Source organism: Bacillus sp. JJ1533, from assembly GCF_036965045.1.
Lineage (GTDB): Bacteria > Bacillota > Bacilli > Bacillales > Bacillaceae_L > Ferdinandcohnia.
On sequence record NZ_JBALOV010000038.1, the window covers coordinates 36,985 to 50,611 of the forward strand.

General features: G+C 38.0%; 16 protein-coding genes. 5 read left to right on the plus strand and 11 right to left on the minus strand.

Features of this window, described 5'->3' with window-relative positions; all coding sequences use genetic code 11:
- Positions 1 to 200: 200 nt before the first annotated feature.
- Entirely contained in the window at positions 201 to 1,190 is a 990-nt protein-coding gene (locus V7138_RS20305) for a 2-hydroxyacid dehydrogenase (RefSeq protein ID WP_335400954.1), read from the minus strand.
- Positions 1,191 to 1,241: 51 nt separating this feature from the next.
- Positions 1,242 to 2,246, minus strand: a complete 1,005-nt coding sequence (gene yutH / locus V7138_RS20310) for a spore coat putative kinase YutH (protein WP_335400956.1) — start codon at positions 2,244 to 2,246, stop codon at positions 1,242 to 1,244.
- 141 nt (positions 2,247 to 2,387) lie between these two features.
- On the opposite strand from yutH, the gene V7138_RS20315 reads away from it, so the two are divergent.
- Positions 2,388 to 2,888: a phosphatidylglycerophosphatase A family protein gene (locus V7138_RS20315; RefSeq protein WP_335400957.1), complete on the plus strand. Its 501-nt coding sequence runs from the start codon at positions 2,388 to 2,390 to the stop codon at positions 2,886 to 2,888.
- Between the two features lie 327 nt (positions 2,889 to 3,215).
- Here the strand turns inward: V7138_RS20315 and V7138_RS20320 are convergent, their stop codons facing one another.
- Both V7138_RS20320 and hepT read right to left on the minus strand, forming a co-directional pair.
- On the minus strand, positions 3,216 to 3,986 hold the full coding sequence (locus V7138_RS20320; RefSeq protein WP_335400959.1) for a TIGR01457 family HAD-type hydrolase: 771 nt from the start codon (positions 3,984 to 3,986) through the stop codon (positions 3,216 to 3,218).
- Between the two features lie 14 nt (positions 3,987 to 4,000).
- Positions 4,001 to 4,438, minus strand: coding sequence for a type VII toxin-antitoxin system HepT family RNase toxin (gene hepT, locus V7138_RS20325; RefSeq protein WP_335400960.1), 438 nt, complete (start codon positions 4,436 to 4,438; stop codon positions 4,001 to 4,003).
- A gap of 156 nt (positions 4,439 to 4,594) precedes the next feature.
- Here hepT and V7138_RS20330 point away from each other — a divergent pair, with 156 nt between their 5' ends.
- Positions 4,595 to 4,861 (plus strand): DUF3055 domain-containing protein, encoded by a 267-nt coding sequence (locus V7138_RS20330; protein ID WP_335400962.1) that lies wholly within the window; start codon positions 4,595 to 4,597, stop codon positions 4,859 to 4,861.
- A gap of 112 nt (positions 4,862 to 4,973) precedes the next feature.
- On the plus strand, positions 4,974 to 5,207 hold the full coding sequence (locus V7138_RS20335) for a cytosolic protein (RefSeq protein WP_438824388.1): 234 nt from the start codon (positions 4,974 to 4,976) through the stop codon (positions 5,205 to 5,207).
- A 35-nt stretch (positions 5,208 to 5,242) separates the two neighbouring features.
- Here V7138_RS20335 and V7138_RS20340 read toward each other — a convergent pair whose 3' ends face one another.
- The gene (locus V7138_RS20340; RefSeq protein ID WP_335400966.1) at positions 5,243 to 5,518 is read right to left on the minus strand and encodes a YutD family protein; all 276 of its coding nucleotides are present in this window, start codon (positions 5,516 to 5,518) and stop codon (positions 5,243 to 5,245) included.
- A 108-nt stretch (positions 5,519 to 5,626) separates the two neighbouring features.
- On the opposite strand from V7138_RS20340, the gene V7138_RS20345 reads away from it, so the two are divergent.
- A complete protein-coding gene (locus V7138_RS20345) occupies positions 5,627 to 6,424 on the plus strand; it encodes a YhcN/YlaJ family sporulation lipoprotein (protein ID WP_438824387.1) in 798 nt (265 codons plus the stop codon).
- A gap of 174 nt (positions 6,425 to 6,598) precedes the next feature.
- On the opposite strand, the gene lipA is transcribed toward V7138_RS20345, so the two are convergent.
- On the minus strand, positions 6,599 to 7,498 hold the full coding sequence (gene lipA / locus V7138_RS20350; protein ID WP_335400968.1) for a lipoyl synthase: 900 nt from the start codon (positions 7,496 to 7,498) through the stop codon (positions 6,599 to 6,601).
- 251 nt (positions 7,499 to 7,749) lie between these two features.
- Between lipA and V7138_RS20355 the strand changes: the two genes are divergently transcribed.
- Positions 7,750 to 8,724 (plus strand): M23 family metallopeptidase, encoded by a 975-nt coding sequence (locus V7138_RS20355; protein ID WP_438824389.1) that lies wholly within the window; start codon positions 7,750 to 7,752, stop codon positions 8,722 to 8,724.
- Between the two features lie 98 nt (positions 8,725 to 8,822).
- Here the strand turns inward: V7138_RS20355 and V7138_RS20360 are convergent, their stop codons facing one another.
- From V7138_RS20360 to V7138_RS20380, 5 genes are all read right to left on the minus strand, one after another.
- Complete coding sequence (locus tag V7138_RS20360) at positions 8,823 to 9,527, minus strand: ABC transporter ATP-binding protein (protein ID WP_335400970.1); 705 nt, start codon at positions 9,525 to 9,527, stop codon at positions 8,823 to 8,825.
- Positions 9,520 to 10,308 (minus strand): ABC transporter ATP-binding protein, encoded by a 789-nt coding sequence (locus V7138_RS20365; protein WP_335400972.1) that lies wholly within the window; start codon positions 10,306 to 10,308, stop codon positions 9,520 to 9,522. Before V7138_RS20365 ends, V7138_RS20360 begins: the two co-directional genes overlap by 8 nt.
- A gap of 1 nt (position 10,309) precedes the next feature.
- A complete protein-coding gene (locus tag V7138_RS20370) occupies positions 10,310 to 11,245 on the minus strand; it encodes a branched-chain amino acid ABC transporter permease (RefSeq protein WP_335401075.1) in 936 nt (311 codons plus the stop codon).
- A gap of 9 nt (positions 11,246 to 11,254) precedes the next feature.
- A complete protein-coding gene (locus V7138_RS20375) occupies positions 11,255 to 12,130 on the minus strand; it encodes a branched-chain amino acid ABC transporter permease (RefSeq protein WP_335400974.1) in 876 nt (291 codons plus the stop codon).
- Positions 12,131 to 12,269: 139 nt separating this feature from the next.
- Complete coding sequence (locus V7138_RS20380; RefSeq protein WP_335400976.1) at positions 12,270 to 13,475, minus strand: ABC transporter substrate-binding protein; 1,206 nt, start codon at positions 13,473 to 13,475, stop codon at positions 12,270 to 12,272.
- Positions 13,476 to 13,627: the final 152 nt, after the last annotated feature.

Sequence of the window (13,627 nt, forward strand, 5' to 3'; positions counted from 1 at the left end):
TCCTCAGAAATACATTTGTCCTTCTATAAAAGACATTATAATAGTGATGCTATGTCATTACAAGTACTTTTTTTAAAACTTTTTCCATGAAAACGTTTAACTTACTGATATAAAGGGTTATTTTTTTATTAAAAAAATTCTTCAGAAAATTATCTTAAAAATAAATGGCACCTTCATTTGCGAAGGTGCCTACGAAAAACTTATTTTAGCGACAGTCCCCATTCTTTGTTAATTAATGTCTTTGGTTGTTTGTTCTTCAAAACAAGTTCGATATTCTTGCAGCAGAGTGCCATCATCGCTATTCGAGTTTCCCTACTTGAGGACCCAATATGAGGCAATGCAACAACATTTGGCAACGTCAATAATGGATGGTCTACATCGACAGGCTCCCTTGCAAAAACGTCCAGTCCTGCTGCAGCAATGTCGCCATCGACTAACGCTTGATATAAGGCGTCTTCATCAACAACTGGTCCTCTTGATACATTTATGAAAATGGCTGATTTTCTCATTTTACCAAAGCTCTCCTGATTAAATAGGCCTCTTGTTTCCGCTGTAAGTGGGGTTAAACACACAATAAAATCAGAAGCCTCAATTAATTCATCAAAGCCTACATACGTACAACCGATGCGTTCCTCGGCAGCCAAATTTCGAGACCGATTATGATAGAGAATATCCATTTCAAAGCCAGTTGCACGTTTTGCCACTGCTTCCCCAATTTTCCCCATTCCAACGATCCCAATTGTTTTATGATGCACATCATGACCTGCGAGTAATAATGGACTCCAGCTTTTCCACTTGCCATTTTTAACAAACTCAGCTGCTTCAACAACTCTTCTTGCCGTTGCAAGCAATAAAGCAAAAGTTAAATCGGCTGTTGTATCTGTTAAGACATCAGGTGTGTTGCAAACAGCGATTCCCTTTTGGTTGGCATACTCTATGTCAATATTGTCAAAACCAACTGCAAGGTTTGCTATTACTTTCAACTTAGGTGCTGCATCAAGAAGCTCTTTATCTATATTTTCAGACAGCATCGTTAATAGAGCATCTGCTTTTTTTACTTCTTCAAGAAGCACTTCTCTTGGCACGGCCTTTTCCTCGTCGTTCCAGATATGAACTTCTGCTACATCCCTTAATGATTGAATCGCTACTTCAGGTAGTTTTCTCGTAATGAAAACATATGGCTTTGTCATTTCGTTACCTCTTAAAAAGATTTATTCATATTTCTATAGTACCATATATCTTTATATTTGAAGCCAATTGATGTTCGGAATTGTTAGTCTTTTTTCATTCACTCCAACATTTGCTAAGAAGGTGGCTAAAAAGCGTTCATGCTCACTAGAATGGGTTAGCATGGCTTCTAGCCTTTGTAATTGTTGTTCTTTTTTGTTCTCCGATTCCGTCATATAATACCCTTCAATACATTCGAAAAAATGAAGCGGAAACACTAACCGGGCATATAAAAGTCTCCAAGAAAAGGGAGACAGTGTATTGACCCGCTCATACTCCTTAAGGAAGTGAATGATTTGCCCATTTTTCCTGTTTCCCCCAGATGTATATTGATCACGGATATATTCGGCTAAGTCCCTTGTATAGTGGTCATACACCCATTCGGTCGGAATTTTTGTATATGAATCTTTATCCCATGAATTTTCCGTAAATCGGTGATAACAAATCGTCGCTGAATCGATTGGCGAAGGTGTCTCATCTATTTCGGTATCGACTAAATATTGAATCGCATTTTCCGTTAATCCTATATAATATGGAAAAGCTTCAACGAATAATGTTTCAAATCGGTTATCAGGATGTTGCCTTACTTTTTCCTTCCAGAATATCTCCATTTGATCTAGCCTTTTCTCCCATAGAAATTTCCATTGTCCAATTCGATTTAGATTATTGACCTGATATGGAAAGCTTCTCCCACGTTTATGAAAACGCGCTAATTCATAACCTAATGTATTAGAGACTCGATGAGTATAAACTGGACATCTAATTAGAACAACCTCTTCATCATTGATCATAGTGCTTAAATTCCCTTCAACAGTCGGTAAAATCGAGCCGACACGAATATCCCCTTTTTGTATCATATAATCACTAAGAAGCTTCATTTCATAAAGCTCTTCCTGTTCCAATTTAGATATTGGCACAATACAATATACTATATTTCGATAGATGATTGCTTCATAGCCAAATGCCTGTACTGACCGTTCCACCTTTAATTGGTAATGTTCAAAAAGTGAATCTTTCATAAATCATCACCTCTCGCAAATACTATGTAAAACGTAATTCTCCAGTTAAAACATCTATATGAAACAAAACAGCATTACTTGTGGTAAACTAGAAAATATTAGCAAAATTATTTTGAATACAGAAGAAATTAGGTGAAAGAGATGAGCGAAGAAAATAAAATGAATGAGATTGAACGAACTGCCCGAAAGTGGTTAGAGGAAAGAGGCGTCACCATCCAGGATATTGCGGAACTTGTGTACTATTTACAAAGCAAATACCATCCAAACCTAAAGATGGAGGAATGTGTGCATAATGTTGACCGCGTTCTAACGAAACGAGAAATCCAAAATGCGGTATTAACTGGAATTCAATTAGATAAACTTGCTGAAAAAGGGTTACTGGAGGAACCACTCCTTTCAACAATTCAAGTAGATGAGGGACTCTACGGAGTTGACGAAATCCTTGCCTTTTCAATTGTAAACGTTTATGGTTCTATCGGATTTACGAATTATGGATACATTGATAAGAAAAAACCTGGTATTTTAGCTCGGTTAAATGACAAATCAACGGGTGAATGTCATACATTTTTAGACGACATTGTAGGGGCTATCGCTGCAGCTGCATCCAGCCGATTAGCTCATCGTGCGGCAAATACAAATTAATGCAAAAAAGATCAAATCGTTCCGATTTGGTCTTTTCCATTGGTTAATAATGGTATACTGAATTCACAAATTATTTTGTACGAGGTGGATGTGCGATGGACCTATTTTAAAAATACTTGGCCTTATCTTTATTGTAGTTGCATTCTTCATCACTCTACCAATGCAAAAAGAATTTAAAAATCATGACGGTAAAGTTCTAAATAGAAGTCTAATAAATCGATGGACTAGACGCCTGAAAAAGTCTATATATTTGTTTTTAATTGGTGGCATATGTTCCATTGTCGGGGTTATTTTGTCCATTTAAAAAACGCTCAACCTGAGCGTTTTTTAAATTCGTTCCATCCATTCCTTTAAACTGTTGATTGCGTAAGTAGGCTGTCGGTCATATCCTTTTAAAAGTTCAGCAGTGGTAACACCTGTATGAACAAGAAGGGTATCAATACCAGCGTTCATACCTGCCATGATATCTGTATCATAATAATCACCGATCATTATTGTGTCTTCTTTTGCAATACCTAATTTCTTTTGGGCTTGCTCCATGATTACTTTTTCCGGCTTTCCAATAAAAATCGGCTGAACTGTCGTTGACACAGTGACAACGGAGGTTAATGACCCATTGCCTGGCAAAAAGCCTCTTTCAGTTGGAATTGAAATATCACCATTTGTTGAAATAAAGGTTGCACCATTACGAACAGCTAAACAAGCAAGAGCAAATTTTTCATATGTAACAGAACGGTCTATTCCAACAACAACAAAGTCTGGATTCTCTTCTTGAATGATAAAGCCTTTATCTTCTAATGCCTTACGGATTCCTTCTTCACCAATCACATATACAGTGTTACCTTTTTTTAGGTCATACATATAATTTGCTGTTGCTTGGCTTGTTGTGAACACTTGGTCTTCCGTACAAGCAATATCAAAATCACGAAGCTTTGCTGCAACTTGTTCTGGTGTTCTTGATGAATTATTGGTTACAAATAAATATGGAATTTGCTTTTCATTTAGCGCATTTACAAAGTCACATGCCTCATTTATACGCTCAGTACCGAGGTACATTGTGCCATCTAAGTCAATTAAATATCCTTTATATGTTTTCACTAAATCACCTTTTATTAGTTTTTAAACGCGGAAACAGGTCCTAGTTCATTTAGAAGATAGGATCTAACCGCTTCTGGAAAGCTTTTTAGACTATCTATATTTTTTTGCAAACTTGAAAGTAATTCTTCATGATTGATTTCAAGGTAATCTTGAACAATGACTTTGCGGAAACGAATAACTTCTTTTAAATCATTTGCTTCTTGTGTTGATACCACTTTTTCATCCTCGAGAATATCGATAATATCCTCATAGCTACCGGGGTCACGCATAATAAAACCATCAATCATTGAATTCCCTACATCTAAAATCGATTCAATTAAAAGCTGGGAAATACGCTCAAATGCTTTTTTTGCCAGCGTGCTTGTCCAATTTGTTTCAGCTTCTAATAAACCTAAATTTTCTTCGTAAAAAAGAAGGGTCTTCTCAATCTTTTCTCGGTCAACAAAATACACAGTATCACCTTCTATTTATAATCCTATACAACCACCTATTATTTTACCACAAAGTTCAGGATCATTCATGGAAGGCCAAATTCAATAATTCGTTTTCTATTTAGTATTCCTTTGTTATGATAATGGTAAATGCTGTTTTTTAAAAGGAGAATTCATATGTCTGAACGCTTTTTCTTATATGATGATACGGTTGACACACAAACACGTTTTGTTAGCTTTATGGGGGAAAATCAGCGCTATGATTTAGCCATTATAAGATCGGACCGATATTATGGAAAGCAAATTGTCTTAAATGTATTAAGCAATCGCTTTGCCATTATCGGCAGAGATGATTTAGATGAGCCCGGTTATCTTGAACATGCTTATCAGTTATCCGATGAAGAAGCTGAGGAATTACGCTCTTTTCTGTATGAAATTGTCTGACATATTTGGGCAATGCTGCGAAAACACTATAAGTAAGAAGTGAGGTGTTTTGCAGGTGGTTGAAAAAGACAAAGAAGAAGTAACGTATACTGATTTTTCAAATGTGGAGAAAATGAGGGACTTTTTGACTTTTGAGGAATTTCCTGAAGGACCAACCGGTTCCCCCCGTGGTGAGGAAGCACCTGTTCAGAATAAAAGCACACCATGGAAAAAAGGCCAACGTTACTATACACCTTTTAATTATGAATTTAAGTCCCTTCACCAGGACCTGCCACGACAGTTCCCAGGTGCTCACCATACCCATGATGACAAGAACGAAAATGCCGAACCGCCTTATGATCAATAGTGATACATGAAAAAGTACAGGTACAAAGCCTGTACTTATTTTTTTACCTTTTTTAGAACAAAATAGGCACAACCGAAATTACAATACTCGTATAAATACTCGGATAGGGTACTGATTTTTGTATCGAAGGATGCTTTTTGGTTTTTATCATCAAAAAATCCTTTTAAACGAAGCTGTTCATATCCCCAGTCTCCAACGATATAATCATATTTCGCCAGGATGTCGCTATATCGTGCCCGAAAGGCCTCTTCATTAAATCCATCTTTTAGCTCATCGACAAGCTCATATGTACTATTATTAATGGTAATCACTTTCTTTTCACACCCCTTATTATATTTCCATTATAGCCAATCAACCCATCAATTACTATGCGAATTTTTTAGTGAAATGGCCACCCTACAACTGAGGGGGTGTCGAGATTGAAAAAATACACAATCATCTCAGGTTTACTTGCAATAACAGCTTTAACTGGCTGTGGTGCTTCTGACACTAACGATCATGCAGGAGTATACCATGAAAGTGGAAATACAATAAATCGAATTGACCAAAATGAGCTATACAATTCACAGGGTGTTAAAAACGATGGCAAGGAAATGACGAACTTTGGCTATGTTCGTCATCAAAAAAATCCAGTCCCTGGTCAAGCAAATGTGTATAACAATTTACCAGCGATGGATCGTGAAAAAGTAGCGGATTTGATTAGTAAAATATGTACAACGATTCCGAATGTGAATGATGTAGGGACACTTGTTACCGATGAAGAGGTCCTTGTTGTGTATGATACGGATTCTAAGGATCGCAACTTAACTGCAGACCAAGTAAAGCGTTCTGCTCTTTCCGTTGTCCCAAGATTTTACCATGTTTACGTTTCCGATGATCCAGACATGATGAATCAAATTGAAAGGTTCGGTAGACTCGACTCTGACAGTCGGAATGTCGATCAGATCATTACATCCACAATACAACAAATGATAAAATCTCCACAAGGTTATAAGGTAAGTGATGGGGAAAATGAAAATGGTGAAATGGAAGGCGGATTAAACCCTGAATATGAACGTAAGGCTAGAGAAAATCAGGACTTCCTAAAAAACCCAAGCACTGACACTGAAGGTGGAGATATACACGATACCGGAAATGCTGGTACAACTGGAAATAAAGGAAATGAAGATCAAAAGAGGGATGACGGAAGAGACCTGTTAAGAAAAGGAACCCAATAAGTTGATGGAGAACTTTTCTGCATGAATTTTTCACCGGATTGTCCTTCATAACCTTAATGAAGGACTCTTCCGTATGAAATCTTGGCCGGATTGTCCTTCCTAGACGGCACAAAATCTTTTTAAAAATGGTCTTCATAAAATGTAACATCAAAAAAAGGGGGCTATCCCCCTTTTTTATGCTTCTTTAAGTTGTTTATTTGCTTTTGCCGCGTTTACTTGCTCGTCTGCGTGGTAAGAAGAACGTACAAGCGGACCAGATTCACAGTGGCTGAAGCCTTTACTTAAGGCGATTTCCTTTAATTCAGCAAACTCATCTGGATGATAGTATTTTTGAACTTTTAGATGCTTCTTTGATGGTTGTAGGTATTGACCAATAGTCATGATATCAACATTATTTGCTCGTAGGTCATCCATTGTTTCGATGATTTCTTCTTTTGTTTCACCTAAACCTATCATAATACTCGATTTTGTTGGGATATCTGGATACATTTCTTTTGCACGACGTAAGAATTCGAGTGAACGCTCGTATTTTGCTCTCGCACGAACGCGGTCAGATAGACGTCGAACAGTTTCGATATTATGGTTTAGAATGTCAGGCTTTGCATCCATAAGCGTCTTTAAGTTATCGTACACACCACCTAAATCAGATGGCAACACTTCAACAGATGTAAATGGACTCTTTCTGCGAATCGCACGAACAGTCTCGGCAAATACCGCTGCTCCTCCGTCTTTTAAATCATCACGGGCAACCATTGTGATCACGACATGTTTTAATCCCATTGTAGCGACAGAATCAGCAACGCGCTCCGGTTCGGCCCAATCCAATTCATTTGGAAGTCCAGTCTTAACCGCACAAAAACGGCAAGCACGTGTACAAGTATCCCCTAAAATCATAAATGTAGCGGTCTTTCGAACAGCCCAACATTCATGAATATTAGGACATTTTGCTTCCTCACAAACTGTATGTAATTGCTTTTCTCTCATCATTTTCTTTAAGCCTGTGTAGCTTTCATTCGTATTCAGTTTTATTTTTAGCCATTCTGGCTTACGAAGATATTCCTCTTTATTAGACATACTTTATCACTCCATTGCAAAGGCTATCCCTATTATACTCCTAAAATAATGAAGAATCCAAGATTTAGCATAATTGGATGAATTCAAAGCTTCCAACAATTAGTTATTATGAAAATAAAATGATTTAACAAACTAACAAGGAAGATTATTTTTGGATAACATTTTTTATTAAACATAGATATCTTTACAATCAAATATCCTTGGGATTTTTTTGAGAAAGGAGATTTTTGTGCGTGAACAGAAAACTTGGAATAGTAGTTGTTATTTGTTTACTTTTATCCGGATTGCCTTTCAGAGCAAGTGCAGCAGAGGCTCAACAAGATATCTTTCAGGAACGAATGAATCTTTATACAAAAATGGAGACAATAACCCAGATTCCCTGGTACTACTATGCGGCGATTGATCAATATGAAAGAAGTATTCGTCGTGTCCGCAAGGATATACCAAAGGAAACCGGGCTGATTGGAATCTATATTAAACCCGAGGTTTGGGTCGGTGCTTTAAATCCAAATCTAAATGATTCAAACCCATACAGCATTCAGCTTTTCGGTGGAATTGGTCTGGATGGCAACGGGGATGGTATTGCCGACCAGACAAATGACGAGGATATTTTATTTACAATGTCCGAACAAATTTTGGCGTATGGGACTGATCCTGATAATTTTAAAATTGGCTTATGGAACTATTACAAACGGGATAAATCTGTTTCCCTAATCATGGGAATTGCCAAAATCTATTCGACATATGGAACCTTAGACTTAGATAAGCATGCATTCCCAGTCCCACTTGGTTATAATCACAGCTATAAAAACACATGGGGAGATGCGCGAGGCTGGGGTGGTCGAAGAATGCATGAAGGTACAGATATTTTTGCAAGCTATGGCACACCGGTTCGTGCAACCTCATACGGAGTGATTGAAATGAAGGGCTGGAACCGTTTTGGGGGGTGGCGAATCGGAATTCGCGATGTCAATAATACGTATCACTACTTTGCTCACCTAAACGGATTTGCAAAGGATATTGCCATTGGACAAGTGGTTGAACCAGGTACAATCATCGGTTCAGTTGGTAGTTCTGGATACGGACCACCAGGAACAGCAGGAAAATTCCCACCACATCTTCATTATGGCATGTATAAGGACAATGGCTATATAGAATGGTCCTTCGACCCCTACCCGCATCTGCGTGCATGGGAAAGAGCAGAAAGAAAAGCAAGAAAACGATAAATGTAAAAGGCTGCGGTAATTGGTTTACCACAGCCTTTTTTCCGATCTTTTTTTGACCCTCTTTTCATAATTAGCTTGCTCGAACAACCCAATATGGGTTAATGTCCGCCAAGATAAGCATTCTTTATTTCTTCGCTTGCTTGTAGTTCAGCAGCTGTTCCTGAAATCGTTACACGTCCTGTTTCAATTACATAAGCACGATTTGCTATAGACAAAGCCATATGTGCATTTTGTTCAACTAAGAGAATAGTCGTTCCTTCTCGGCTAATGTCCTCGATAATTTGAAAAATTGTTTTAACCATTAAAGGAGCTAATCCCATCGATGGTTCATCTAAGAGCAGAAGCTTTGGTCTCGCCATAATAGCCCGGCCCATAGCGAGCATTTGCTGTTCTCCACCTGATAATGTACCGGAAAGCTGTTTCCTACGTTCATGTAAACGTGGAAATGTTTCATAAACCTTTTGAATATCTTTTTGTATTTCTTTATCTTTTCTTAAAAAAGCTCCCAGCTCTAAATTTTCTTCGACTGTCATATTGGCAAAAACGCGTCGCCCCTCTGGTACATGGGATATTCCTGCCTTCACAATCCCTTGAGCAGCCTTCCCGCCGATTGATTCACCCAAATATTGAATCGTTCCATTTTTGGGTTTTAAAAGTCCTGATAAAGTTTTCAAAAGGGTACTTTTTCCAGCTCCATTTGCACCAATTAATGTAACGACTTCACCCTCATTTACTTCTAAGGAAACACCTTTGAGCGCTTGAATATTTCCGTAAAAAACATCGATTTGATCAACTTTAAGCATGGTCTTTTGTAACCTCCTCACCTAAGTAAGCCTCGATGACTTTCGGATGATTACGAACTTCTTCTGGCGTCCCTTGAGCAATTAGTTGTCCATGATCTAAGACATATATTCTTTCGCAAATACCCATAACTAAACTCATATCATGTTCAATCAATAAAATTGTTATGTTTAATTCATTACGGATAAGAGCAATTAATTCCATTAATTCATTTGTCTCTTGTGGGTTCATACCAGCTGCCGGTTCATCAAGCAGTAACAGCTTAGGACCAGCTGCTAAAGCTCTGGCAATTTCTAATCTTCTTTGCTTACCATATGGAAGGTTTTTTGCTTTTTCATCCTTAAACGATTCTAATTGAAAAATTTTCAGAAACTCAATAGACTTTTCCTCCATCTCTTTTTCCCCTGAGAAGTGAGATGGAAGTCGCAGAATCGAGCTGATGATAGAATGTTTTGCCAATGAATGGTAAGCAACCTTAACATTATCTAAAACAGATAGCTCATTAAAAAGACGTATATTTTGAAAGGTACGACTTATTCCAAGACGTGTTACCTTATAAGGAGGCAAACCATTAAGACGTTTACCCTCTAACAGAATTTCCCCTTCAGTTGGAACATAAACACCTGTTAGCAGATTAAAGCTTGTTGTTTTTCCAGCTCCATTTGGTCCAATGAGCCCAACAAGCTCTCCTTGGTTAATTTCCATATTAAACCCGGAAACCGCTTTAAGCCCGCCAAACTGTATACCAGCGTCATGTACCTGAAGTAACGGTGATTGGCCCATGCTAGTTGCCTCCTTTCGCGCTTTTCCACTTGAAAAGATCCGTAATTTCACGTGTACCCATTAAGCCTTGAGGGCGGTATAGCATCACGATAACTAATACAAGACTGTACATAATCATTCGTGTTTCCGGATAATCCTGTAAAAATGTCGACACTAATGTTAATAGAATAGCTGAAATAACAGCGCCAGATAAACTTCCAAGTCCCCCAAGAACCACAAAAATAAGAATATCAAAGGATTTTAAGAAGCCAAAGTTTGTAGGCTGAATAATATAGAAGTTATGTGAATACAATCCACCGGCAACACCTGCAAAGAAAGAGCCGAGCGCAAAGGCAATTACCTTATAGTATGTTGTGTTAATCCCCATCGCATCAGCTGCAATTTCATTTTCACGTACAGAAATACACGCTCTTCCATGTCTCGAGTTGGTGAAATTCATAATCACTATGATTGTAATGAATAAACATATAAACGTATAAGTCCAGGTTGTTAAATGTGAAACTTGCATTCCTGCTGCTCCACCTACATAATCAATATTTAAGAATACAATCCGGATAATTTCCCCAAACCCTAATGTTGCAATGGCCAAATAATCACCTTTCAAACGAAGACTCGGTATTCCGACAATGAGACCAGCTAAAGCTGCTACAATTCCGCCAACTAATAATGCTACGGGAAACGGCAGTTGAAGCTTCATGGTCATGATGGCTGATATATAGGCCCCTACTGCTAAAAATCCTGCATGTCCTATTGAAAATTGTCCGGTAATCCCAATTACTAAATGGAGGCTGACTGCCAAAATGATGTTAATGCCGATAAAGATGAGTGTGTTTGAATAATATGGATTCAAGATCCCAGCATTAATCAGAAATTGTACCGTACCGTATACGACGAATGAAATAATAAAAAACAGCCAAAATCCTTTTGCCTTTTTCATCATTTTCACCTACACCTTCTCTCTAGCATTTTTACCAAAGATGCCCGATGGTCTAAATAATAGTATCAAAATGAGAATGATAAATGCTGCAGCGTCGCGCCATAGCGAAAAACCTAATGCACTTACAACTGTTTCAACTACACCGAGAACAAGCCCACCAACCATTGCTCCGGGAATAATCCCAATTCCGCCTAAAACGGCCGCAACGAATGCCTTTAAACCTGGAATAATCCCCATTAATGGATCAATTTTTGTATAATAAATACCAAAAATAACACCTGCTGCTCCTGCCATCGCAGAACCAATGGCAAAAGTTGCAGAAATTGTAGTGTTCACATTAATTCCCATTAGACGAGCTGCATCCATATCATGAGAGACTGCACGCATCGCCTTCCCAATTTTCGTTTTGTGAACAATAAATTGCAAAATAACCATTAAAATAATAGAAACGGAAAGAATTAATAGAGATTGGCTGCTGATTTGCGCACCAAAAATTTCAAAGGACTTGTTTGGTAATACATTGGGATATGCCTCTGGCTGTGCACCACGAACATAGATGACCCCATATTCAATGAGTAAGGAAACACCGATTGCCGTTATTAATGCTGCTATTCGCGTTGCATTCCGCAATCGCTTATATGCGATTCTTTCAATAAGCACTCCAAATATTGCACAAACAGTCATGGCCAGTAGTAATGCCGGGAAAAAACCCAGTCCCCAGCCTGTTATAGCATAAAATCCAACAAATGCTCCTATCATAAAAACATCGCCATGGGCAAAGTTAATTAATTTTATAATTCCATACACCATCGTATACCCAAGAGCGATTAGTGCATAAATACTGCCGAGTGAAATACCGTTAATTATTTGCTGTACCCATTCCATGAACTCTCACTCCTTTTAAGAAACGCGTATAAGCCTTTGCATTGATGCTTATTGAAATTTTGCTTTAACTGAACAATTAACGTAATATGGGAAAGAAAAATGGGAGGATAGATAATCCCCCCATCTCTCCTGGTTAATCTTAAGGATTAACTTTAGATTTGAATTCTTGCTTACCATCAACATATTCTAAAACGGATGCAGATTTTATGAGATGGTGATTTTCGTCAACTGTAATGGTTCCAGTAATTAAAGATAAATCTTTAGTTGCAGCAAGAGCATCTTTAATTTTCTCTGAATCTGAAGTACTGCCCGCACGTTTCATTGCATCAACAAGTAGGTAAACAGTGTCATATCCAAGTGCGTTAAATGCATCAGGAGATTTGCCATTATATTTGTCTCCAAAAGCTTTGACAAACTTTTGAATCGTTTCATCAGGATCACCAGAAGAATAGTGATTGATGATGTATGTGTTATTTAAGGCATCAGCTCCAGCTAGTTCCACAAGCTTTGGAGAATCCCAACCGTCCGCCCCCATTAATGGAACATCAATGCCCATTTCCCTAGCTTGCTTAACAATTAGGCCGACTTCTTCATAGTATCCAGGAATGAAGATATATTCAGGATTGGCAGCTTTAATACGAGTTAATGTAGAACGGAAATCAGTATCCTTTGCTACATACGATTCTTCAGCAACAATCGTACCCCCAGCCGCTTCGAATGTTTCTTTAAATGAAGCAGCAAGACCTTTTGCATAATCACTTGCATTATCAGCATAAATAGCAACATTTTTTACTTTCAGTTCATTTAGAGCAAAGTTAGCCGCAACTGTTCCTTGGAACGGGTCAATAAAAGCTGTACGGAATACATACTCATTTACTGTTCCATCTTCTTTTACCGTTACTGTTGGGCTTGTACCAGATGGTGAAATTAGAACCGTCTTGTTATCATTCGCAATCTGTGCTTGTGCCACGGTATTACCGCTTGTAGCTGCACCAATAATTGCTGTTACCTTATCTTGGCTAGTCAATTTGATGGCAGCGTTTGTTGCTTCAGCTGCATCAGATTTATTATCAACTTTAACAATTTCAATCTGTTTACCATCAACACCACCTGCTGCGTTGATTTCATCAACAGCTAGAGCTACCCCATCAGCAATTCCTGATCCATAAGATGCAACTCCACCTGAAAGCTCCAGGTTAGCACCAATTTTAATTGTATCTCCTCCTTTAGAAGATCCAGAGCCCTCTGATCCTGTTTCTGTAGAACCTCCGCCGCAACCGGCAAGGATTCCAGTCATAAGCGTTGTAGCCATTAAGACCGAAGTGATTTTTTTCTTAAAAACCATTTTCTTTCCCCCTTATACTTTTCTGATTGTTGAAGTAATTGTAGCTACAGATCGTAATACAAAGCTAGATTAATAGATAATAATCTAACCTTCTTACAAAGTCAGCTAAATTCCTATTTATATATGCATGTTAGGAATTTTGATATTTCTGA

Bases quoted from the DNA above. Each gene is read 5' to 3' on its own strand.
- V7138_RS20305 (WP_335400954.1), bottom strand. From the start codon at position 1,190: ATGACAAAGCCATATGTTTTCATTACGAGAAAACTACCTGAAGTAGCG.
- yutH (WP_335400956.1), bottom strand. From the start codon at position 2,246: ATGAAAGATTCACTTTTTGAACATTACCAATTAAAGGTGGAACGGTCA.
- V7138_RS20315 (WP_335400957.1), top strand. From the start codon at position 2,388: ATGAGCGAAGAAAATAAAATGAATGAGATTGAACGAACTGCCCGAAAG.
- V7138_RS20330 (WP_335400962.1), top strand. From the start codon at position 4,595: ATGTCTGAACGCTTTTTCTTATATGATGATACGGTTGACACACAAACA.
- V7138_RS20335 (WP_438824388.1), top strand. From the start codon at position 4,974: ATGAGGGACTTTTTGACTTTTGAGGAATTTCCTGAAGGACCAACCGGT.
- lipA (WP_335400968.1), bottom strand. From the start codon at position 7,498: ATGTCTAATAAAGAGGAATATCTTCGTAAGCCAGAATGGCTAAAAATA.
- V7138_RS20360 (WP_335400970.1), bottom strand. From the start codon at position 9,527: ATGCTTAAAGTTGATCAAATCGATGTTTTTTACGGAAATATTCAAGCG.
- V7138_RS20365 (WP_335400972.1), bottom strand. From the start codon at position 10,308: ATGGGCCAATCACCGTTACTTCAGGTACATGACGCTGGTATACAGTTT.
- V7138_RS20370 (WP_335401075.1), bottom strand. From the start codon at position 11,245: ATGAAAAAGGCAAAAGGATTTTGGCTGTTTTTTATTATTTCATTCGTC.
- V7138_RS20375 (WP_335400974.1), bottom strand. From the start codon at position 12,130: ATGGAATGGGTACAGCAAATAATTAACGGTATTTCACTCGGCAGTATT.
- V7138_RS20380 (WP_335400976.1), bottom strand. From the start codon at position 13,475: ATGGTTTTTAAGAAAAAAATCACTTCGGTCTTAATGGCTACAACGCTT.